This is a genomic window from Caldimonas thermodepolymerans (assembly GCF_015476235.1).
Classification (GTDB): Bacteria; Pseudomonadota; Gammaproteobacteria; order Burkholderiales; family Burkholderiaceae_C; genus Caldimonas; species Caldimonas thermodepolymerans.
This window is the reverse complement of record NZ_CP064338.1, coordinates 19,644-35,249: the sequence shown is the minus strand read 5'-3', so window position 1 is coordinate 35,249 and position 15,606 is coordinate 19,644. Positions and strand designations below refer to the sequence as shown.

The 15,606-nt window shown below is 69.5% G+C and carries 13 protein-coding genes and 1 pseudogene; 6 read left to right on the top strand and 8 right to left on the bottom strand.

Translation table 11 applies throughout. The features are described from left to right. The first annotated feature begins 73 nt into the window (after window positions 1-73). Together IS481_RS00145 and IS481_RS00140 are read left to right on the top strand one after the other, a co-directional pair. Window positions 74-688 carry a uracil-DNA glycosylase family protein gene (locus IS481_RS00145; RefSeq protein ID WP_104357278.1) on the top strand — a complete coding sequence of 205 codons (615 nt, stop codon included), beginning with the start codon at window positions 74-76 and terminating at the stop codon, window positions 686-688. Window positions 689-784: 96 nt separating this feature from the next. Continuing rightward, window positions 785-1,225, top strand: a complete 441-nt coding sequence (locus IS481_RS00140; protein WP_104357277.1) for a RidA family protein — start codon at window positions 785-787, stop codon at window positions 1,223-1,225. A gap of 70 nt (window positions 1,226-1,295) precedes the next feature. Here the strand turns inward: IS481_RS00140 and IS481_RS00135 are convergent, their stop codons facing one another. After that, complete coding sequence (locus tag IS481_RS00135; protein ID WP_104357276.1) at window positions 1,296-1,664, bottom strand: DsrE family protein; 369 nt, start codon at window positions 1,662-1,664, stop codon at window positions 1,296-1,298. A gap of 36 nt (window positions 1,665-1,700) precedes the next feature. Here IS481_RS00135 and IS481_RS18560 point away from each other — a divergent pair. Together IS481_RS18560 and IS481_RS00130 are read left to right on the top strand one after the other, a co-directional pair. Continuing rightward, window positions 1,701-2,225 (top strand): annotated as a pseudogene (locus IS481_RS18560) (cupin domain-containing protein); the annotation flags it as partial. 98 nt (window positions 2,226-2,323) lie between these two features. Continuing rightward, entirely contained in the window at window positions 2,324-2,833 is a 510-nt protein-coding gene (locus IS481_RS00130; RefSeq protein WP_419186896.1) for a helix-turn-helix domain-containing protein, read from the top strand. Between the two features lie 3 nt (window positions 2,834-2,836). On the opposite strand, the gene IS481_RS00125 is transcribed toward IS481_RS00130, so the two are convergent. After that, window positions 2,837-4,813, bottom strand: a complete 1,977-nt coding sequence (locus tag IS481_RS00125) for a DUF2075 domain-containing protein (protein WP_104357274.1) — start codon at window positions 4,811-4,813, stop codon at window positions 2,837-2,839. 282 nt (window positions 4,814-5,095) lie between these two features. Between IS481_RS00125 and IS481_RS00120 the strand changes: the two genes are divergently transcribed. Beyond that, complete coding sequence (locus IS481_RS00120) at window positions 5,096-6,352, top strand: cation:proton antiporter (RefSeq protein ID WP_104357273.1); 1,257 nt, start codon at window positions 5,096-5,098, stop codon at window positions 6,350-6,352. A gap of 111 nt (window positions 6,353-6,463) precedes the next feature. On the opposite strand, the gene IS481_RS00115 is transcribed toward IS481_RS00120, so the two are convergent. Then, window positions 6,464-8,278 carry a DEAD/DEAH box helicase gene (locus IS481_RS00115; protein ID WP_194963320.1) on the bottom strand — a complete coding sequence of 605 codons (1,815 nt, stop codon included), beginning with the start codon at window positions 8,276-8,278 and terminating at the stop codon, window positions 6,464-6,466. A 227-nt stretch (window positions 8,279-8,505) separates the two neighbouring features. Next, entirely contained in the window at window positions 8,506-9,111 is a 606-nt protein-coding gene (locus IS481_RS00110) for a glutamine amidotransferase-related protein (RefSeq protein WP_336470225.1), read from the bottom strand. Between the two features lie 345 nt (window positions 9,112-9,456). Between IS481_RS00110 and IS481_RS00105 the strand changes: the two genes are divergently transcribed. Beyond that, window positions 9,457-10,389: a restriction endonuclease gene (locus tag IS481_RS00105; protein ID WP_232529383.1), complete on the top strand. Its 933-nt coding sequence runs from the start codon at window positions 9,457-9,459 to the stop codon at window positions 10,387-10,389. A gap of 17 nt (window positions 10,390-10,406) precedes the next feature. Here the strand turns inward: IS481_RS00105 and IS481_RS00100 are convergent, their stop codons facing one another. Genes IS481_RS00100 through IS481_RS00085 form a run of 4 tightly spaced genes read right to left on the bottom strand, consistent with a single transcriptional unit; the run spans window position 10,407 to window position 15,536 of the window. After that, complete coding sequence (locus IS481_RS00100; protein WP_104357272.1) at window positions 10,407-11,864, bottom strand: NAD-dependent succinate-semialdehyde dehydrogenase; 1,458 nt, start codon at window positions 11,862-11,864, stop codon at window positions 10,407-10,409. A 47-nt stretch (window positions 11,865-11,911) separates the two neighbouring features. Next, complete coding sequence (locus IS481_RS00095) at window positions 11,912-13,348, bottom strand: amidohydrolase family protein (protein ID WP_104357271.1); 1,437 nt, start codon at window positions 13,346-13,348, stop codon at window positions 11,912-11,914. 20 nt (window positions 13,349-13,368) lie between these two features. Next, window positions 13,369-14,529: a thiamine pyrophosphate-dependent enzyme gene (locus IS481_RS00090; protein WP_104357270.1), complete on the bottom strand. Its 1,161-nt coding sequence runs from the start codon at window positions 14,527-14,529 to the stop codon at window positions 13,369-13,371. Window positions 14,530-14,540: 11 nt separating this feature from the next. Next, window positions 14,541-15,536, bottom strand: coding sequence for an isopenicillin N synthase family dioxygenase (locus IS481_RS00085; protein WP_232529381.1), 996 nt, complete (start codon window positions 15,534-15,536; stop codon window positions 14,541-14,543). Between the last annotated feature and the right edge of the window lie 70 nt (window positions 15,537-15,606).

Genomic DNA, 15,606 nt, shown 5'->3' with positions numbered 1-15,606 from the left:
GGCTCAGCCGACCCGCGCGATGACAGCGTTTTGTTAGCCGCTCTAAGATGGCCGCGACCTGCCGATGCCCCGCATGACCACGCTGCCCGCCGCGCCGCCCCATGCCGCCGCCTTCGACCGGCTGCTCGCCGAGGTGCGCGCCTGCACCTGCTGCGGCCCGCAGCTGCCGGCCGGCCCGCGGCCGGTGCTGCAGGCGCATCCCGACGCGCGCCTGCTGATCGCCGCGCAGGCGCCGGGGCGACGCGTGCACGAGACGGGCATCCCGTTCCATGACGCGAGCGGCGAGCGCCTGCGCCGCTGGCTGGGCCTGTCCTCCGCCGAGTTCCATGACGCGCGGCGCGTGGCCATCCTGCCGATGGGCTTCTGCTACCCCGGCCGCGGCCGCTCGGGCGACCTGCCGCCACGCCCCGAATGCGCCCCGCGCTGGCGTACCCGGTTGCTGGCGGGGCTGCCGCACCTGGAGCTGACGCTGGTGATCGGCCACCACGCGCTCGCCTGGCACCTGCCCGGATGGCGCGGCGACCTGGCACAGGCCGTGCGCAGCACCGCCTCTGCCGACGATGCCGACGTGGTGGTGCTGCCGCACCCCAGTCCGCGCAACAACGTCTGGCTGGCCCGGCACCCGTGGTTCGAGGCCGAGGTCGTGCCGCGGCTGCAGGCGCGCGTGGCACGGCTGCTGGGCAGTTGAAGCGGTCGCCGGCATGTCACACCCGGACCCGCCGCGTCGTCCTGGCAGGGCTGGCGCTGGTCCGCAGCGCCGCAGACTTTGCAAGGAGAACCGACCATGTCCAACGCTGCGTTGCGCGCCGCCTCCACCCGGCGCGCCTTCACCCTCGTCAACCCGGCCGGCCTGTACGACCCCGCGCCGAACGGCTACTCGCACCTGGCTGCCGTCCACCCCGGGGCGCGCCTCGTGCTGCTGTCGGGGCAGGGCGGCGAAGACGCCCAGGGCCGGCTGCCAGCGGACTTCCGCGCCCAGGTGCGCCAGGCCTTCGGGAACCTCCGCATCGCGCTGGAGGCGGCCGGCGCCGGCACGCAGGACGTCGCCCGGCTCACGGTGCTGGTGGTCGACCACACCGAGGAGCGCCTGCGCATCTTCGGCGAGGAGCTGGAGCGCGCCTTCGGCCCGGCGATGAAACCGGCCTGCACGCTGATCCCGGTGCCACGGCTGGCGCTGGACGGCATGCTGTTCGAGGTCGAGGCGACCGCCGTGCTGCCCGCCTGAGCGGCGCGTTCCGGCACGGCGCCCGCAGGGCCGCCCGAGGCAGCATGCCGCGCCTCGGGCGTTGCGATATTCAGAACGAAAGGCTGGCCGCCCCGTTCCTGAACTTCTCGTGGATCACGCTGGCGCCGGCCACTTCCACGCCGTCGATGAAGTCCGCCTGCGTGTAGCCGCTCGCCTTCACGCAGGGCGGGCAGGCGATGATGGTGCCGCCGCGCGCCATGAAGTCCGTCATGAGCTGGCGCAGCGGATCGAGCGGCGGCACGTGCGCCATGTCCGCCGCGTTGCGGCGCACCAGGTCCACGGCGGCGCTGGTGAGGAAGGCCGTCACCTTCAGGCCGGCGGTGATCCCGCCGCAGGCGATGGTGAAGGCGACGGACGACAGTTCGTGGTCGGTGCCGCGGGTGACGAGCACGACGAGTTCGCGGGGGTCCTGGGACATGGTGGTCTCCTCGGTGTTGCGGATACGGGAAGCCGCATGATCGGCCGCCCGCCGGCCCTTGTGCCTTGCGGCGGCTCCGCCTCTCTTGTCCAGGCGTCCGGCTTGCCGCACCATGCGGCCCAGCGGGGGCTGGCGCAGCGCACCATCCGCCGCCCACACCGCCGGAGCCCCGCCATGGACACCCTTTCCCAGCTGCTGCGCCTGCTGCGCCTGGAAGGCGCGCTGTTCCTGCACGGCCGCTTCCACCGTCCCTGGGGCGTGGCCGTGCCACAGTCGCTGATGATGGCGCCGGCCCTGCGCCCGGACGCACGCCACCTCGCGATCATGCACATGGTGCTGGAAGGCCGCTGCTGGGTCTGCCTGGAAGGCGACGTGCCCGTGGCGCTGGAGGCGGGCGACCTGGCCGTGTTCGCCCACGGCGACCTGCACGCGCTGTGCAGCGAGGTCCGGCACGCGACCGTGGACCTCGGGCACATGGTCGACCCGAAGCTGCCCAGCCTCCAGGGACTCAGGTACGGCGGCGACGGCGAGGCCTGCGTGCTGGCGTGCAGCTGGCTGTCCTACGAAGGCGATGCGCCGGACCCGCTGCTCGCGGCCCTGCCCAGGTTCTTCCGCGCGCGGCTGGGCACGCGCGACAGCGGGGCTGGCTGCGCGCATCGGTGGGCTACGCGCTCGCGCAAGCGCAACGCGACGAGGCGGGCGCCGCCGCCGTCTCGGCGCGCGTGGCGGAATCCCTGTTCCTGGAAGCGCTGCGCAGCTACGTCGAAGACCTGCCCATGGCCGGCAGCGGCTGGCTGGCCGGCCTGCGCGACCCGCAGGTGGCCCGCTGCCTGGCCCTCATGCACGAACGCCCCGCGCACGACTGGACCGTGGCACGGCTTGCCAGCCAGGTGCACCTGGGCCGCAGCGCGCTTGCCGAGCGCTTCGCGCAACTGACCGGCCAGACGCCCATCGCCTACCTCAAGAAACTGCGCCTGACGGTGGCCTCGCGGCTGCTGTGCCAGGAGCACCTGCACCTCGCCCAGGTCGCCGGCGCCGTGGGCTACGACAGCGAGTCGTCCTTCAGCCGCGCGTTCAAGGCGGAGTTCGGAATGACGCCGGGGCAGTGGCGGGAGCGGTTTGCGGTGCGGCGGGCAGGGGGCGTCGCAGGCGATGCCGCTGCGAAATAGCACTTACAGAACGGGAAAGCCGATGTCCTGGAGGTAATGGAACGTCTCGTCGTAGTACCGAGGATCGCGCGTCGGATCGGCCTCGTCGCCTTCCGGGACCACGATCACCATGCCTTGGCGCGCACGTGTGAGAAGTACCCGGTAAGCGTTCTTCTGAAACGCTTGGCGATCCGCGGCACGGATGCGTTGCCAGCGAGTGCCAACGAAGGAGTAATGCTCCCAGCCGTGGGATGACTTCCGAAAATCGCCATCCCACACCACGCCGGCCCAATCGAGTTCCAGACCTTGCACCTGAAACTCTGTGGCGACGTCTTCCATGTAGTAGGAAGAGCGCACATCGTCCTTGCCGTGCAAGAACCAGTGGACGGGGTCCACAGGCGACTTGACGTGAATCGCGTGGGGCCGCAGCCGCTGTGCTTGTGAAGACACCACCAGCCCATAGCGTTCGCTGCCACGCGCTTGCTCGCGCAGCCAGGCTTTGGCACGAGGGACGCTGCGACAAAGCACGATGGGATAGCGATCGCGAAGCGTCATCCACGCTTCCCGCGCCCCCCGCATATCCAGGTCCAACACGCGCTTGACCAGGGTGGAGACGTTCTCCGCACGGAAGGAGCGCATCGAAACGCTCAGGTGCAAATCCGGGTTCGTCTGCACCCTGCCATTCGACTGCAGCGCCACCAAGGCGGTTTCAGCCGCGTATTCGCTGTCATGTAGTTCCGCAGAGATGTGCACTTCCCAATGCGGGAACGACCGCAGCACGGCTGCCAGCCATTCGGAGATACCAGCCTCGCCCGTGTTGATCTCTTGTCCGCCACCCACCAAGCAAACGATGACCGCCCAACCCGGGTGTCGATCCAGGCATGAGATCAAGAACTCTGGCTCCGACATCGTGAAGCCGGGTTTGTTCTTCTTGCGCTCCATGAACGCCGCGGTCTGCTCAGCATTCCAGGCGCGTTGCGCCTCGTCGAAGACGGCAATGTGGTCAGAAGGCGGACGTGCATCGCGCAGATACTCGTCCCGGAAATGGTGGACGTTCTGCACGAAGGCTTTCACGCGTTGCGTCACTTGGCTTTTTGTAACCGAGCGGCCGCGCTGTCGTTCGCGTTGCACCTGATCGCGCGCCAGCGCCTCCTGTAGGACGCGAACCAGCGGTCCATTGCCCGAAAGAAACACGCTGTGCAACTCGCCCGCGTCGGCGTGCCGGGTCGCAATGTTGAGCCCTACCAGCGTTTTGCCAGCCCCCGGAACGCCGGTCACGAAGCAAATGGCCTTCTTCTGCCGAGCTCGGCACTCTGCAATGATCGATTCCACCGCTTGGGTGGTTTGGCCGAGGTTCTTGGCACCTGCATCACTTCGTGCAATTTCGGCCACACCATGCCCGGCGTAGAGGGCCATGGCGGCTTCCACGATTGTCGGCGTCGGTCGGTAACGGCCAGCTTCCCACGCATCCACGTCCCAAGGCGTTGCCGCCTGTGTTGTCAGCATGTTCTCGATGGCGGGAGCCAGTGTGTGCTTGTTGCACAACAGCGGCTCGACAACGCCGTCCCGCGCTTTGCGCACGCGTGGCGATGCTGCAGTGGGCGGCGCTTCGGTCACCACCAGCACAGGAACCAATACCTTGTCGTGGGACGTCTCGTGAAAGTTCTTCAGATCGAGCGCATAGTCCCAAACTTGGTCGCACGCGTAGCGGGCGAACCGCCTTTCGCCCACTTTGAACTCGATCACAAACACCAAGCCGCGCAGGACCAGCACCGTGTCAATCCGCTTGCCTAAGCGAGGGACGGCGTACTCAAAGTAGATCCTGCCCTCGCCGGCATAGGGCCGAAGAACATCCTTCAGGAGGGCGACTTGTTCTGCCCAGGCGCGGACTTGTGCGTTTTCGACCGGAAAACGCGAACGCTGGGTGAGCCGGCCAATGATGGAATCGGGAAGACTCGTTAAGAACTCGCTAAGACTCGCTGAATAATCCGCCCGATCCATCTTTGACAAAACGCCTGCAAGCTTGATGCGGCAATCCCATCGGCGCCGCAACTGGGTGACGCTTACATTAGCTCAACCCGTCAGAGCGCGCTAGCAAACCAGTCCAGGAAATCCGTAGCAAACGACCCCTTCAACCGCGGTCCGTCCACGCCATGAGGGCACCCGGCGTATGCATCACCCTCACTCCCGCTGCGCTGGATGGTGGCCATGGCGCCAACCGTGCTCTGCTCCTGCGGATCGCCTGCGGCAAAATCGCAGACCCCATTTCTTCTTCCTCGCGCCATGACCGTATTCCAAGGTGTCGGTGTCCTGTTCACCCTGGTGGCCATCTTCGGCTATCTCAACCATCGCTTCGTGCGCCTGCCCGACACGCTGGGCATCACCGCGGTGGGCCTGCTGGTGTCGGCCGTGGTCGCCGGTATCGCAACCCTGTTCCCGGACGCGCACCTGGCACGCAAGGCGCAGGAGCTGGCCTCGCAGATCGACTTCACGGACGTCGTCTTCCACGGCCTGCTGAGCCTGCTGCTGTTCGCCGGCGCGCTGCACGTGGACCTGGGCAAGCTGCGCGAGCACCGGCTGCCGGTGTTCCTGCTGGCCACGGTCGGCGTGTTGATCTCCACCGCCGTCGTCGGCCTGGGCTTCTACTACGTGGCGCAGGCCTTCGGCTTCAACATCAGCCTGCTGTGGTGCCTGGCCTTCGGCGCGCTGATCTCGCCCACCGACCCGATCGCGGTGCTGGCGGTGCTCAAGAACGCCGGGGCGTCGCCTGCCGTCGAGGCCAAGATCACCGGCGAGTCGCTGTTCAACGACGGCACCGCGGTGGTGGCCTTCCTGACCCTGGTGGGCCTGGCCTCGGGCACCGCCGAGCTGTCGGCCTCGTCGATCGCCTCGGCGCTGGCGCGCGAAGTGATCGGTGCGCTGGTGGTGGGACTGGCGGTCGGCTACGGCGCCTCGTTCCTGCTGCGCGACCTGGACAGCTACGGGATCGAGATCCTCATCACGCTGGCGATGGCGACGGCCGGCTACAGCCTGGCGGAGCTGCTGCACGTCTCGGCGCCGCTGGCGGTGGTCATCATGGGCCTGGTGCTGGGCAACCACGGCGCGGCGAAGCACATGAGCGAGAAGACGCGCGAGCACCTCGACAACTTCTGGCATCTGCTGGACGAGCTGCTCAACCTGGTGCTGTTCGGCCTGATCGGCCTGGAGGTGATCGCGTTGGCCTTCCACTGGAGCGACATCTGGCTGGGCATCGCCGCGGTGCCGGTGGTGCTGGTCGCGCGCCTGGCCAGCGTCGGCATCCCGCTGGCTGCGCTGCGCAACTTCCGCCAGTCCTCGCCGCACGCCGTGAAGATCATGACCTGGGGCGGCCTGCGCGGCGGCATCTCGATCGCGCTGGCGCTGTCGCTGCCCGCCTTCGAGGGCCGCGACATGGTGATCGGCGTGACTTACGTGGTGGTGATCTTCAGCCTGCTGGTGCAGGCCACGACGCTGGGCGAGCTGGTGCGGCGCTGCAATGCCGCCGGCCCCCAGCCGGGCTGAGCCTGACCCCATGCGAGCCGGGCCGCGTGCCCGGCTTTTTCTTGCCGCACGTCACCTTCAGGGCACACCGCCGCAGAACGGATCCGCGACCCGTAGCAGGAGGTGGCGCACCTACCCGGTCGCCATCGCCAGCCGCTGCGTCGCCCGTGTTGCGGCCACGTAGAGCAGGCGGCCTTCTTCCAGAGCTGCTTCACGGTCCTGCGCATGCGCCTCCCGGCGTTCACCCAGCAAGGCCACCACCGGAAACTCCAGGCCCTTGCTGGCGTGCATGGTCATGACGTGGATGTGATCCGCCAGCGGATCGAACTGACCGGTCTTGCGGCGCACCAGGTGCGGCAGCTGGCGGCGACGCAGCGCCGCCTCGCAAACGTCCATGGTGCGCCAGTCGCGGCATAGCACCGCCATGTCGCCCCAAGCGTGTCCGGATTGGTGCATGCTGGCCAACCACTCGGCCAGTCGCTCGGCTCGTTGCGGCAGTGTCGGCAGGTCGACGATCAGCGGCTGCGGCCCTTCGCGGCCACAACTCACGGGCTGCAGCCGCGGCACATGGTCGTCATCATCTCCGCCAGCCGCCGCCTCCGTCTGGTCAGGAGCCAGCAGCTCGGCCGCAGCAGCACTCGCGGTCTCAAGAATCTGGCGCGTGTTGCGGTAGTTCACCTTGAGGATGGTCGTGCGACCCTGCGCCTGGATGCCCACGCTCTTGAAGCTGAAGCGCCGCCCTGAGCGCGAACGGCCGTAGATGCTCTGTGCGTCGTCGTACAGCACGAGCAGGCTGTGCGTGCCCGGGTCCACCATCTGCACCACCAGCTTGAACCACGCAGGCTCGAAATCGTGTCCCTCGTCGATCATCACCGCGTGGTACTGCCCGGACGGGATGTGCCCGCGCTCGACACCCCGGATCACGCGATCGACCATCTCGGCCATCTTGGCGTCCACCGGCAGGTTCGGGGACGGCAACTCCTGTCCGTAGGTGACCAGCTGGTCGCGGCACCACTTGTGGAAATGCACCGCCACGACGCGTTCGTTCAGCCCCTTGGCGCGCATCATCGCCGCCAGCCGGACGGCGAGCGGTTCGTTGTAGCAAAGCACCAGGATGGGCTTGCCCGCAGCATTGCTGCGTGCCAGCAGCTCGGCGCGGTAGGTGAGAATCATGGTCTTGCCCGAGCCGGCCACCCCGTGCACGACGCGGTGCCCCTCGCCCAGGCTGCGGGCCAGCTGCTCCTGCTGCAGGTCCATGACGCGCACGATGTCGGGCACTTCAGCTTGCGCATCCCGCTCGTCGAACAAGCTGGCCTGCTCGGGAATGCGCAGCTGCGGGAACAGGATCCAGCGGATCCGGTCGATCTGCGGCAGGGAAAGCGGACGGCCCATCAGGTACGGGAACATCTCCCACAACCGGCTCTGGAACGCTTCGGGGTCGATCGACTCCGTCATCTCGTCGGCACAGATCACGCGATGCGGCTCGATCGCATGGTGCAGTTCCGCAGCCATGAACTGCTTGCGCGTGATGTGCGTGAACACCACGCCATAGCTCCACGGAAATGCCGGCTTGCCCCGGTAGGGGCCATCGGGATGGACGAGCTGACGATCGCGCGAGAGGGCGTCGATCACTTCGTGCGCATGGTGCCTCGCCTGCGCAAACGGGTTGGGAACGGACTTGAGCTCGCCACCCGGCGCGATGACCCAGGTTTCCCGGTCGGCCTGACGGATGGTGTCCAGCCGCCAATCCTTCACCTCGAGAATCAACAGTCCACGGCTCGGGTGCAGGACGATGAAATCGGGATGCACCTGGCGCGGTCCGACCGGCACGTCGTACCACACGAGGTAGTCGTCATCGAGTTTGTCTTCGAGTCGTTCCGACAGCCGGCGCTCGCCGGTGGTCATGCGCGACACGCAGCTGCCACGGGCAGGGATCAGGACGGCCATGATGCGTACTGCAAGGGAGACCGATTGCTGCGATGATGGTACGACTGCAATCGTCCAGGGCAGCGCCTGGCGCCGTCAACGCTCCTCCCCCCAAGCGGGCCACGAATCGTGACGCATAGCGCACAGTCGGTGGCCCCCCTTGTCCGATCTCGACGTCATGCCCGCCGTCGCGGGGGATGCGCCTCAAGCCTTGCCTGAAAGCTGCGCAAGGCGTCGGCAGGATCCGCTCAGCCTGACGCCCCGCCGTCCAACCTGCGCACGACCTGTGCAAACCGCCGCAACAACGCCGCCGCCTGCGGCGTGGCCCGCACCGGGCCCGGGATGATGCCGTGCGCCGGTGCCAGCGCGTCGACGTAGGCCTGCATGGCGGTTTCGCCGAACTCGGGGTGGAACTGCACGCCCCAGGCGCAGCGCCCGAGGCGGAACGCCTGGTGCGGCTCGTGCGCGTTGCCGGCCAGCAGCTGCGCGCCCGCCGGCAACGTGCGCACCGACTGGCGGTGCACCAGGTGCGCGTCGAAGCTCGGGGGCAGGGCCGAGAACAGCGGGTCGTCCGCGGCCGCCGCGCTCAGGTGCACGGCATGCGTGCCGAGTTCGAGGCCGTCCGGATGGTCGGCCACCTGCCCGCCGAAGGCATGTGCCAGCAGCTGGTGGCCGTAGCAGATGCCGAGCACTGGCAGCCCGCCTGCGACCGCCTTGCGCAGCCACGCCGGGCAGCGAACGTGGTTCCGGCAAGGGCGCGCCGGCGCGCACGTCGAGCGTGACGCTCGCGACGTCGGGCCCCAGCCCCGCGGCGATCCAGTCGTGGAAGTCGCCGTGGCGGGCACGCAGGGCATCGAAGGTGTGGCCGGTGGCCAGGATCGCGATCGGGGTGGACATGGGTCAGGAAGGCGTCCGACGAAGGCCGGGCGCCGGCCCGGCGGCCGACGGATTGTCCGGACCGGGGCAGGCCGCGGCAATCCCCCGCGGCCGGCGCGGGCCGGTCGTCGTGTGCGTCCGTGGCGCGGGGCCTCGCTGCACCGGCAGCCCGCTGCCACGCGGGCGATCCAGGCCGGCCAGCGCCGATCTGCGCAATACGTCACATGTAACCGCGGGGTTCCCCCTGAGTGGGGATGCAACCGCCATTGCGTTTGGTTACAAATCCCGCTGGTCCAGCCAGGGACCAGGAAAGGGAGGAGTCCGTGAAACCAAGGCACGCCCGCAACGGGCGCCGCAGCCGGCGCAGGGAAGGGGCCGCGCTGCAATTGCTGGTCGTCGGCGGCGCCATCGCACTGGTGCCGCTGTTTGCCCGCGGCGGGCATGTCGCATCGATGTTCAAGGCCGTCGCGCCGCTGGGCTGGCTGATGGCCATCGCGGGCGCGCTGCTGCTGTGGTGGCAGGCCCGCGAACGCGCCCGCAGCGCCACCGCATCGAACGATGCGCCGGCGTCCACGGCCTCGCGCACGCCTGCCGCATCGCGTCCTGCCGGGCATGAGGCGACCGCCCAGGAGGCCGAGGCCGTCGCCACGCCCGCCGAGCCCCCCCGGCCGACGGCTTGGAGCGCCGAGGTGTTCGACCTGATCGAATGGCGCCGCTTCGAGGCCGTGGTCGAGGCGCTCTTCACGCAGGCAGGGTTTCGCACGCGCAGCCAGTCGCACGGTGCCGACGGCGGCGTCGACCTCTGGGTCTACACGCGCTACCAGCCCGACAAGCCGGTGACCATCGTGCAGTGCAAGCACTGGCACGGCAAGCGCGTGGGCGTCGACAAGGTGCGCGAGCTGCGCGGCGTGATGGCAGCCCACGGCGTGGTACGCGGCCAGTTCGCGACCACCTCGCGCTTCACCGACGAGGCCGTCGCGTTCGCGAAGGAAAACGGCATCAACCTGCTGGACGTCGACGCGCTGCTGAAGCTGATCCGCTCGCGCTCGGCCGAGCAGCAGCAGGCCCTGCTCGACGTCGCGCTGCAGGGCGAGTACTGGCGCCCGACCTGCGTGAACTGCGGGATCAAGCTGGTGCTGCGCCGCCCGCGCCAGGGGGGCAAGCCCTTCTGGGGCTGCACGCGGTATCCGGCGTGCCGCACGACGCTGCCGCTCAACGGCACCATCGCCGCGCTGGTGGAACGCCAGGCGTCGTAGTCCGACCCTGGCTGGCCTCATCCCGACGGCGGCTGGTACTCCGACACGAACTTGGTGACGAGGTAGGTCTCGACCGCTTCCAGCCCGCCTTCGGAGCCGTAGCCCGAGTCCTTGACGCCGCCGAACGGGGTCTCGGGCAGCGCCAGGCCCAGGTGGTTGATCGACAGCATGCCGCTTTCGACGACGTGGGTCAGGCTCGCGATCGTCGCGGCGTCGCGCGTGTAGGCGTAGGTGGCCAGGCCGTACGGCAGGCGGTTGATCTCCTGTTCGACCTCCTCGAAGCAGCTGAAGCGGCGCACCAGTGCGAGCGGGCCGAAGGGTTCCTCGTTCATCGCGCGCATGTCGGGGGTCACGCCGGTCAGCACGGTCGGCGCGAAGAAGTTGCCGGCGCTGCCGATGCGGTGCCCGCCGCAGGCGAGCTGCGCGCCCTTGGCCAGGGCGTCTCCGATCAGCACCTCCATCGCCTGCACGCGCCGCACGTTGGCCAGCGGGCCCATCGTCACGCCTTCGTCGAGGCCGTTGCCGACCTTGATCTGCGCGACCTTGGCGAGGAAGCGCTCGAGGAAGGCGTCGTGCACCGACTCGTGCACGAGGAAGCGGGTCGCGGCGATGCAGGTCTGGCCCGCGTTGCGGAACTTCATCAGGACGAGCTGCCCGGCCGCGGCGTCGAGGTCGGCATCGGCAAAGATGATCGCCGGTGCGTGGCCACCGAGCTCCATCGTCACGCGCTTCATCGCGCTGCCGGCCAGCGCCGCGAGCTGCTTGCCCACCGCGGTGGAGCCGGTGAAGGAGATCTTGCGGATCACCGGGTGCGGGATCAGGTAGCCCGAGATCTCGGCCGGCGTGCCGTAGACCAGGCCGACCACGCCCGGCGGCAGGCCGGCATCGACGTACGCGCGCACCAACTCGGCACAGGAGGCCGGCGTTTCCTCGGGGCCCTTGAGCAGGATGGAGCAGCCGGCAGCCAGCGCGGCCGAGATCTTGCGCACGGCCTGGTTGACCGGGAAGTTCCAGGGCGTGAAGGCGGCCACCGGGCCGACCGGCTCCTTGATGACCTTCTGCGTGACCTGCGGCGACCGGCCCGGGATCAGGCGCCCGTAGGTGCGGCGGCCTTCCTCGGCGAACCACTCGATGATGTCGGCGGCGGCGCGCAGCTCGACCACCGATTCGGCGACCGGCTTGCCCTGTTCCTGCGTCAGCAGGCTGGCGATCCCGGGGGTGCGCTCGCGCAGGATCGCGGCCGCCCGGCGCATGATCGCGCTGCGGTCGTACGGCGACATCGCGCGCCAGGTGGCAAAGCCGCGCTGCGCAGCGGCCAGCGCGATGTCGAGGTCCTCGATGCCGGCGTGGGCCACGGTGACGAAGGCCTCGCCGGTGGCCGGGTTGGGCACGTCGAGGCGACGGCCCGACAGGGCCGGGCGCCACTCGTTGTCGATCAGCAGGTCGACGCCGTGCAGGGGGGAGGTCGTGCTCATGGAATCGGTCCGTTCAGCGGATGAAGGTGGGCCGGTGCGCGCCGCGCTCAGGCCATCTGCAGGTAGTCCAGGCCGGTGAGGCGCTGGGCGCGCTCGATCAGGCGCTGGGTGGCGGCGTCGACGCGCGCGCGCAGCTGCTGCTCGTCGTCCCAGACCAGGCGGCCGTGCAGCACGCGGATCGCGCCGCCGATCATGGTCAGCGACGCCCGGCTGTCGTCGCCGGCGACCAGCAGGCCCGAGAGCCAGTCGGTGCGGGCGCCGGCGAAGGCGACCGGCGACATGTCGAAGGCGGCGATGTCGGCGCAGCAGCCGAGCTCGATGCGGCCGATGTCGCTGCGGCCGAGGACGGCGGCCGCATCGCGCGTGGCCATCGTCAGCGCCCGGTAGGGCGAGAGCCACTGCTGCCAGGGCACCGTGCCTTCGCCGCCGGCCACGCGGTGCAGCAGCAACGCCAGGCGCAGCTCGCCGAGCATGGAGCTGCTGTCGTTGCTGGCGCCGCCATCGACGCCGAAGCCCACGCGCACGCCGGCGGCGAGCATCTCGTGCACGGGCGTGACGCGCGCGCCCAGGCGCACGATCATGCGCGGGCAATGCGCGACCGCGACGCCGGCCTCGGCCATCTGGCGCATGTCGTCGGCGTCGACGCGCGTGCTGTGCGCGAACCAGGTGCCCGGGCGCAGCCAACCGGCTTCGTCCAGCAGCTCGATCGGGCGCTTGCCGTACTGCTCGCGGCACCAGGCGCGCTCGTCGGGGCGCGGGTGGAAGTGCATGTGCAGGCCGCAACCATGCTCGTTCGCCAGCCCGGCGATGCGGCGCATGAAGTCCAGGCGCGGGTAGGTGGCGGTGGTGGGGCCGAGCGCGATCGTCACGCGCGCGCCCCAGCCGGTGTCGTGGTAGGTGTCGATCGCGCGCGCCATGTCGGCCAGCACCTCGTCCTCGTCGTCCACCAGGCCGCCGGCGCGCGGTCCGATCAGCGGGGTAAGTTCCTGTTCGAGGCGGTCCTCCATCACCGTCATGCAGCCCCGCACCAGGTGCAGGCGCATGCCGGCCGTGCATGCACCCTCGACGATCGCGTCGGTGTATGCCGCGCGGCCGCCGGGCATCAGGTAGGCGTGGTCGACGCTGATGGTGGCGCCGGTGAGCATCAGCTCGGCCATCGTCGCCTGCGTCGCGGCGTTCAGGTCCTCGGGCGTGAAGCCGGCCCACAGCGGGTACATCGCGCGCAGCCAGTCGATCAGGTGGCCCGACAACGCACGCGGGATCGCGCGGGTGAGCGTCTGGAAGAAGTGATGGTGCAGGTTGACGAGGCCGGGGATGACGACCTGGCCGCGCAGGTCGATGCGCTGGTCGAAGTGGCCCTCGGGCCGGCCCTGGCCGACCTCGACGATGCGCTCGCCTTCGACCACCACGTACGCATCGGCAAGCACGCGGTCGTGGCGGTCGCAGGTGTAGAGCCGGCCGATGTGGGAAAGCAGCGTGCGCATGGGTGTTCCGGCAGGGCGGCTCAGCGCTTCAGGCGCGTGAGCTCGAAGGTGGGCAGGATCGCGAAGGGACGCAGGCAGGCGTCCATCCAGCGCCAGGCGTCGCGCACCGCGGGCATCAGCTGCGCGGCATCGGCGATGACGCGGTGGTTCACGCGCATGGCCCTGAGCAGGTCGGGCGTGACCTCGCCGGTCTCGGCGAAGAACTCCTGGTCGCCGGTGTCGCCGCGGTATTCCGTCATCAGCAATGTCGGGATGCCGTGGCTGAAGTGGCCGCGCAGCAGGTGGTACACCGAGGCGAACAGGCCGAAGTTCTCGATCAGCGCGGCCGGGCGCTTGCCGCCGAGCCACGCGCCGGCGCAGATGCCCACGCCGGTGCCTTCGTGGGCGACCGGCAGGTAGCGGATCTCGCGGTCCTGCATCAGCAGCGACTGCGCGCCGCTGAAGCCCGAGCAGGGCAGGCCGATCACGAAGTCGATGCCGTTGTCCTTCAGGGCGGCATGGAGCGTGTGCGCGAAGCCCGCCTGGGCGTCGGCGTGGCTGGCCGGGTCGGCGGCCGGGCGTGCGCCGTGTTCCTTGGCCGAGGGCTTGAGGATGCGGATGCCCGCAGCCTGCTCGACGTGGCGCACGAACTGGTACTTGTTTTCCTTCAGGTCCATCGGCAACGGGCCGACGAACGCCTGCTCGGCATTGACCTTCACGACGACCAGCGTCGGCGCGGCCGTCTCGCGTGCCTCGCGCACGCAGGCCACCAGCGCCTCGGGCTGCTCGACCGTGTGCACGTGCGCGAGGCCGTAGGCACGCGCCAGCGTCGCGATGTCCACGCGCGCGGCCAGCGAGGCCACGTCGGGCAGCCGGCCGGTGGAGACGTAGCCGCCGTTGTCGAACACCACCACCGTGAGGTTGGCCGCGCCCGCGGCGGCGATCGTGCCCAGGATGGAGGTGTCGAAGAAGATGCCGCCGTCGCCGTCGAGCGCGATGACCGACTGCTCGGGCCGCGCCAGCGCCACGCCCAGCGCATAGGACGTGACCAGGCCCATGCCCACCGCATACAGGTTGGCGTGCGAGGGCCGGGCCGCATGCCACTCGGTGGCGGTGTTGGCCAGGTTGGTGACGACCAGGTCGTCGCGCGCCACACCGGCCAGCGCGGCCAGGAAGTCGAAGCGCTTGAGCAGCGTCGGCATCTCGCGCGTCCTCAACCGACGTAGCTGGAGGCGGCCTCGCGGGCGCGGCGGTAGCACTCCTGCATGTGCTTCTCGACGGTCACGGCCGGGTACCTGGGCGACTCGCCGGCCTTCAGGCAGCCGGGCAGGCACTCGAGCACGTGGTCGGGGTTGCCGGAGTAGAAGAACGGCACCGAGTAGCGCTCCTTGCCCGAGACGTTGATCACGCGGTGCAGCGTCGAGCGGAACAGGTCGTTGGTCCAGCGCGCGATCGCGTCGCCGATGTTGAAGACATAGGTGCCGGGGATCGGCGGGGCGCTGATCCACTCGCCGTCCAGGCCCTGCACCTGCAGGCCGCCGTTCTCGTCCTGCAGCAGGAAGGTGAGCGCGCCGAAGTCGGTGTGCGCGCCGGCGCCGACCTGCTCCCTGCCGGCGTTGACCGGCTGCGGCGGGTAGTGCAGCAGGCGCATCGTCGACAGCGGGGTGTCGTTGAAGTCCTCGAAGTAGTCCTCGGGCAGGTCCAGCGCCAGCGCGAGGCCGACCATCATGCGTTCGCTCACGTCGCGCAGGGCGGCGTGGTAGGCGCGCATCGTGGTCTTGAAGCCGGGCAGGCCCTCGGGCCACTGGTTCGGGCCGTGGTTGAAGCGGCGCGCGACGACCGCCGGGTGGTCCAGCGGCAGGTCCAGGCCCAGGAACAGGGTTTCCTTGTTGTCCGGCACGTCCAGGCCCAGCGACTCGGCCTTCAGCGGGTCCCAGCCGCGGTTGCAGAACGACTTGGTGCGCGCCACCTTGGCCTTTTGCTCGTCGGGCTGCGCGAAGAAGGCGCGGGTCTGTTCCAGGGCCGCATCCATCAGGCCTTGCGGCACGCCGTGGCCGGACACGTAGAAGAAGCCGTACTCGATGCAGGCGGCGCGGATCTGCGCGCCGACCGCCTTGCGGTCCTCGTGCTTCGACGACGACAGGCCGCTGATGTCGATCATCGGCAGGCTGGCGGTCGATATGGTCCGGGCTTCAAAGGGGCTGTTCACGATGCATCTCCACAGGGAACGGGGGACACCGCGCGGACCCGCGCGGCGTCGCGGTGACGAATCGACCGTC

Excerpts from the sequence above, each read along its gene's own strand:
- IS481_RS00145 (WP_104357278.1), top strand. The coding sequence starts at position 74 with ATGACCACGCTGCCCGCCGCGCCGCCCCATGCCGCCGCCTTCGACCGG.
- IS481_RS00140 (WP_104357277.1), top strand. The coding sequence starts at position 785 with ATGTCCAACGCTGCGTTGCGCGCCGCCTCCACCCGGCGCGCCTTCACC.
- IS481_RS00135 (WP_104357276.1), bottom strand. The coding sequence starts at position 1,664 with ATGTCCCAGGACCCCCGCGAACTCGTCGTGCTCGTCACCCGCGGCACC.
- IS481_RS00125 (WP_104357274.1), bottom strand. The coding sequence starts at position 4,813 with ATGGATCGGGCGGATTATTCAGCGAGTCTTAGCGAGTTCTTAACGAGT.
- IS481_RS00120 (WP_104357273.1), top strand. The coding sequence starts at position 5,096 with ATGACCGTATTCCAAGGTGTCGGTGTCCTGTTCACCCTGGTGGCCATC.
- IS481_RS00115 (WP_194963320.1), bottom strand. The coding sequence starts at position 8,278 with ATGGCCGTCCTGATCCCTGCCCGTGGCAGCTGCGTGTCGCGCATGACC.
- IS481_RS00110 (WP_336470225.1), bottom strand. The coding sequence starts at position 9,111 with ATGCCCTGCGTGCCCGCCACGGCGACTTCCACGACTGGATCGCCGCGG.
- IS481_RS00100 (WP_104357272.1), bottom strand. The coding sequence starts at position 11,864 with ATGAGCACGACCTCCCCCCTGCACGGCGTCGACCTGCTGATCGACAAC.
- IS481_RS00095 (WP_104357271.1), bottom strand. The coding sequence starts at position 13,348 with ATGCGCACGCTGCTTTCCCACATCGGCCGGCTCTACACCTGCGACCGC.
- IS481_RS00090 (WP_104357270.1), bottom strand. The coding sequence starts at position 14,529 with ATGCCGACGCTGCTCAAGCGCTTCGACTTCCTGGCCGCGCTGGCCGGT.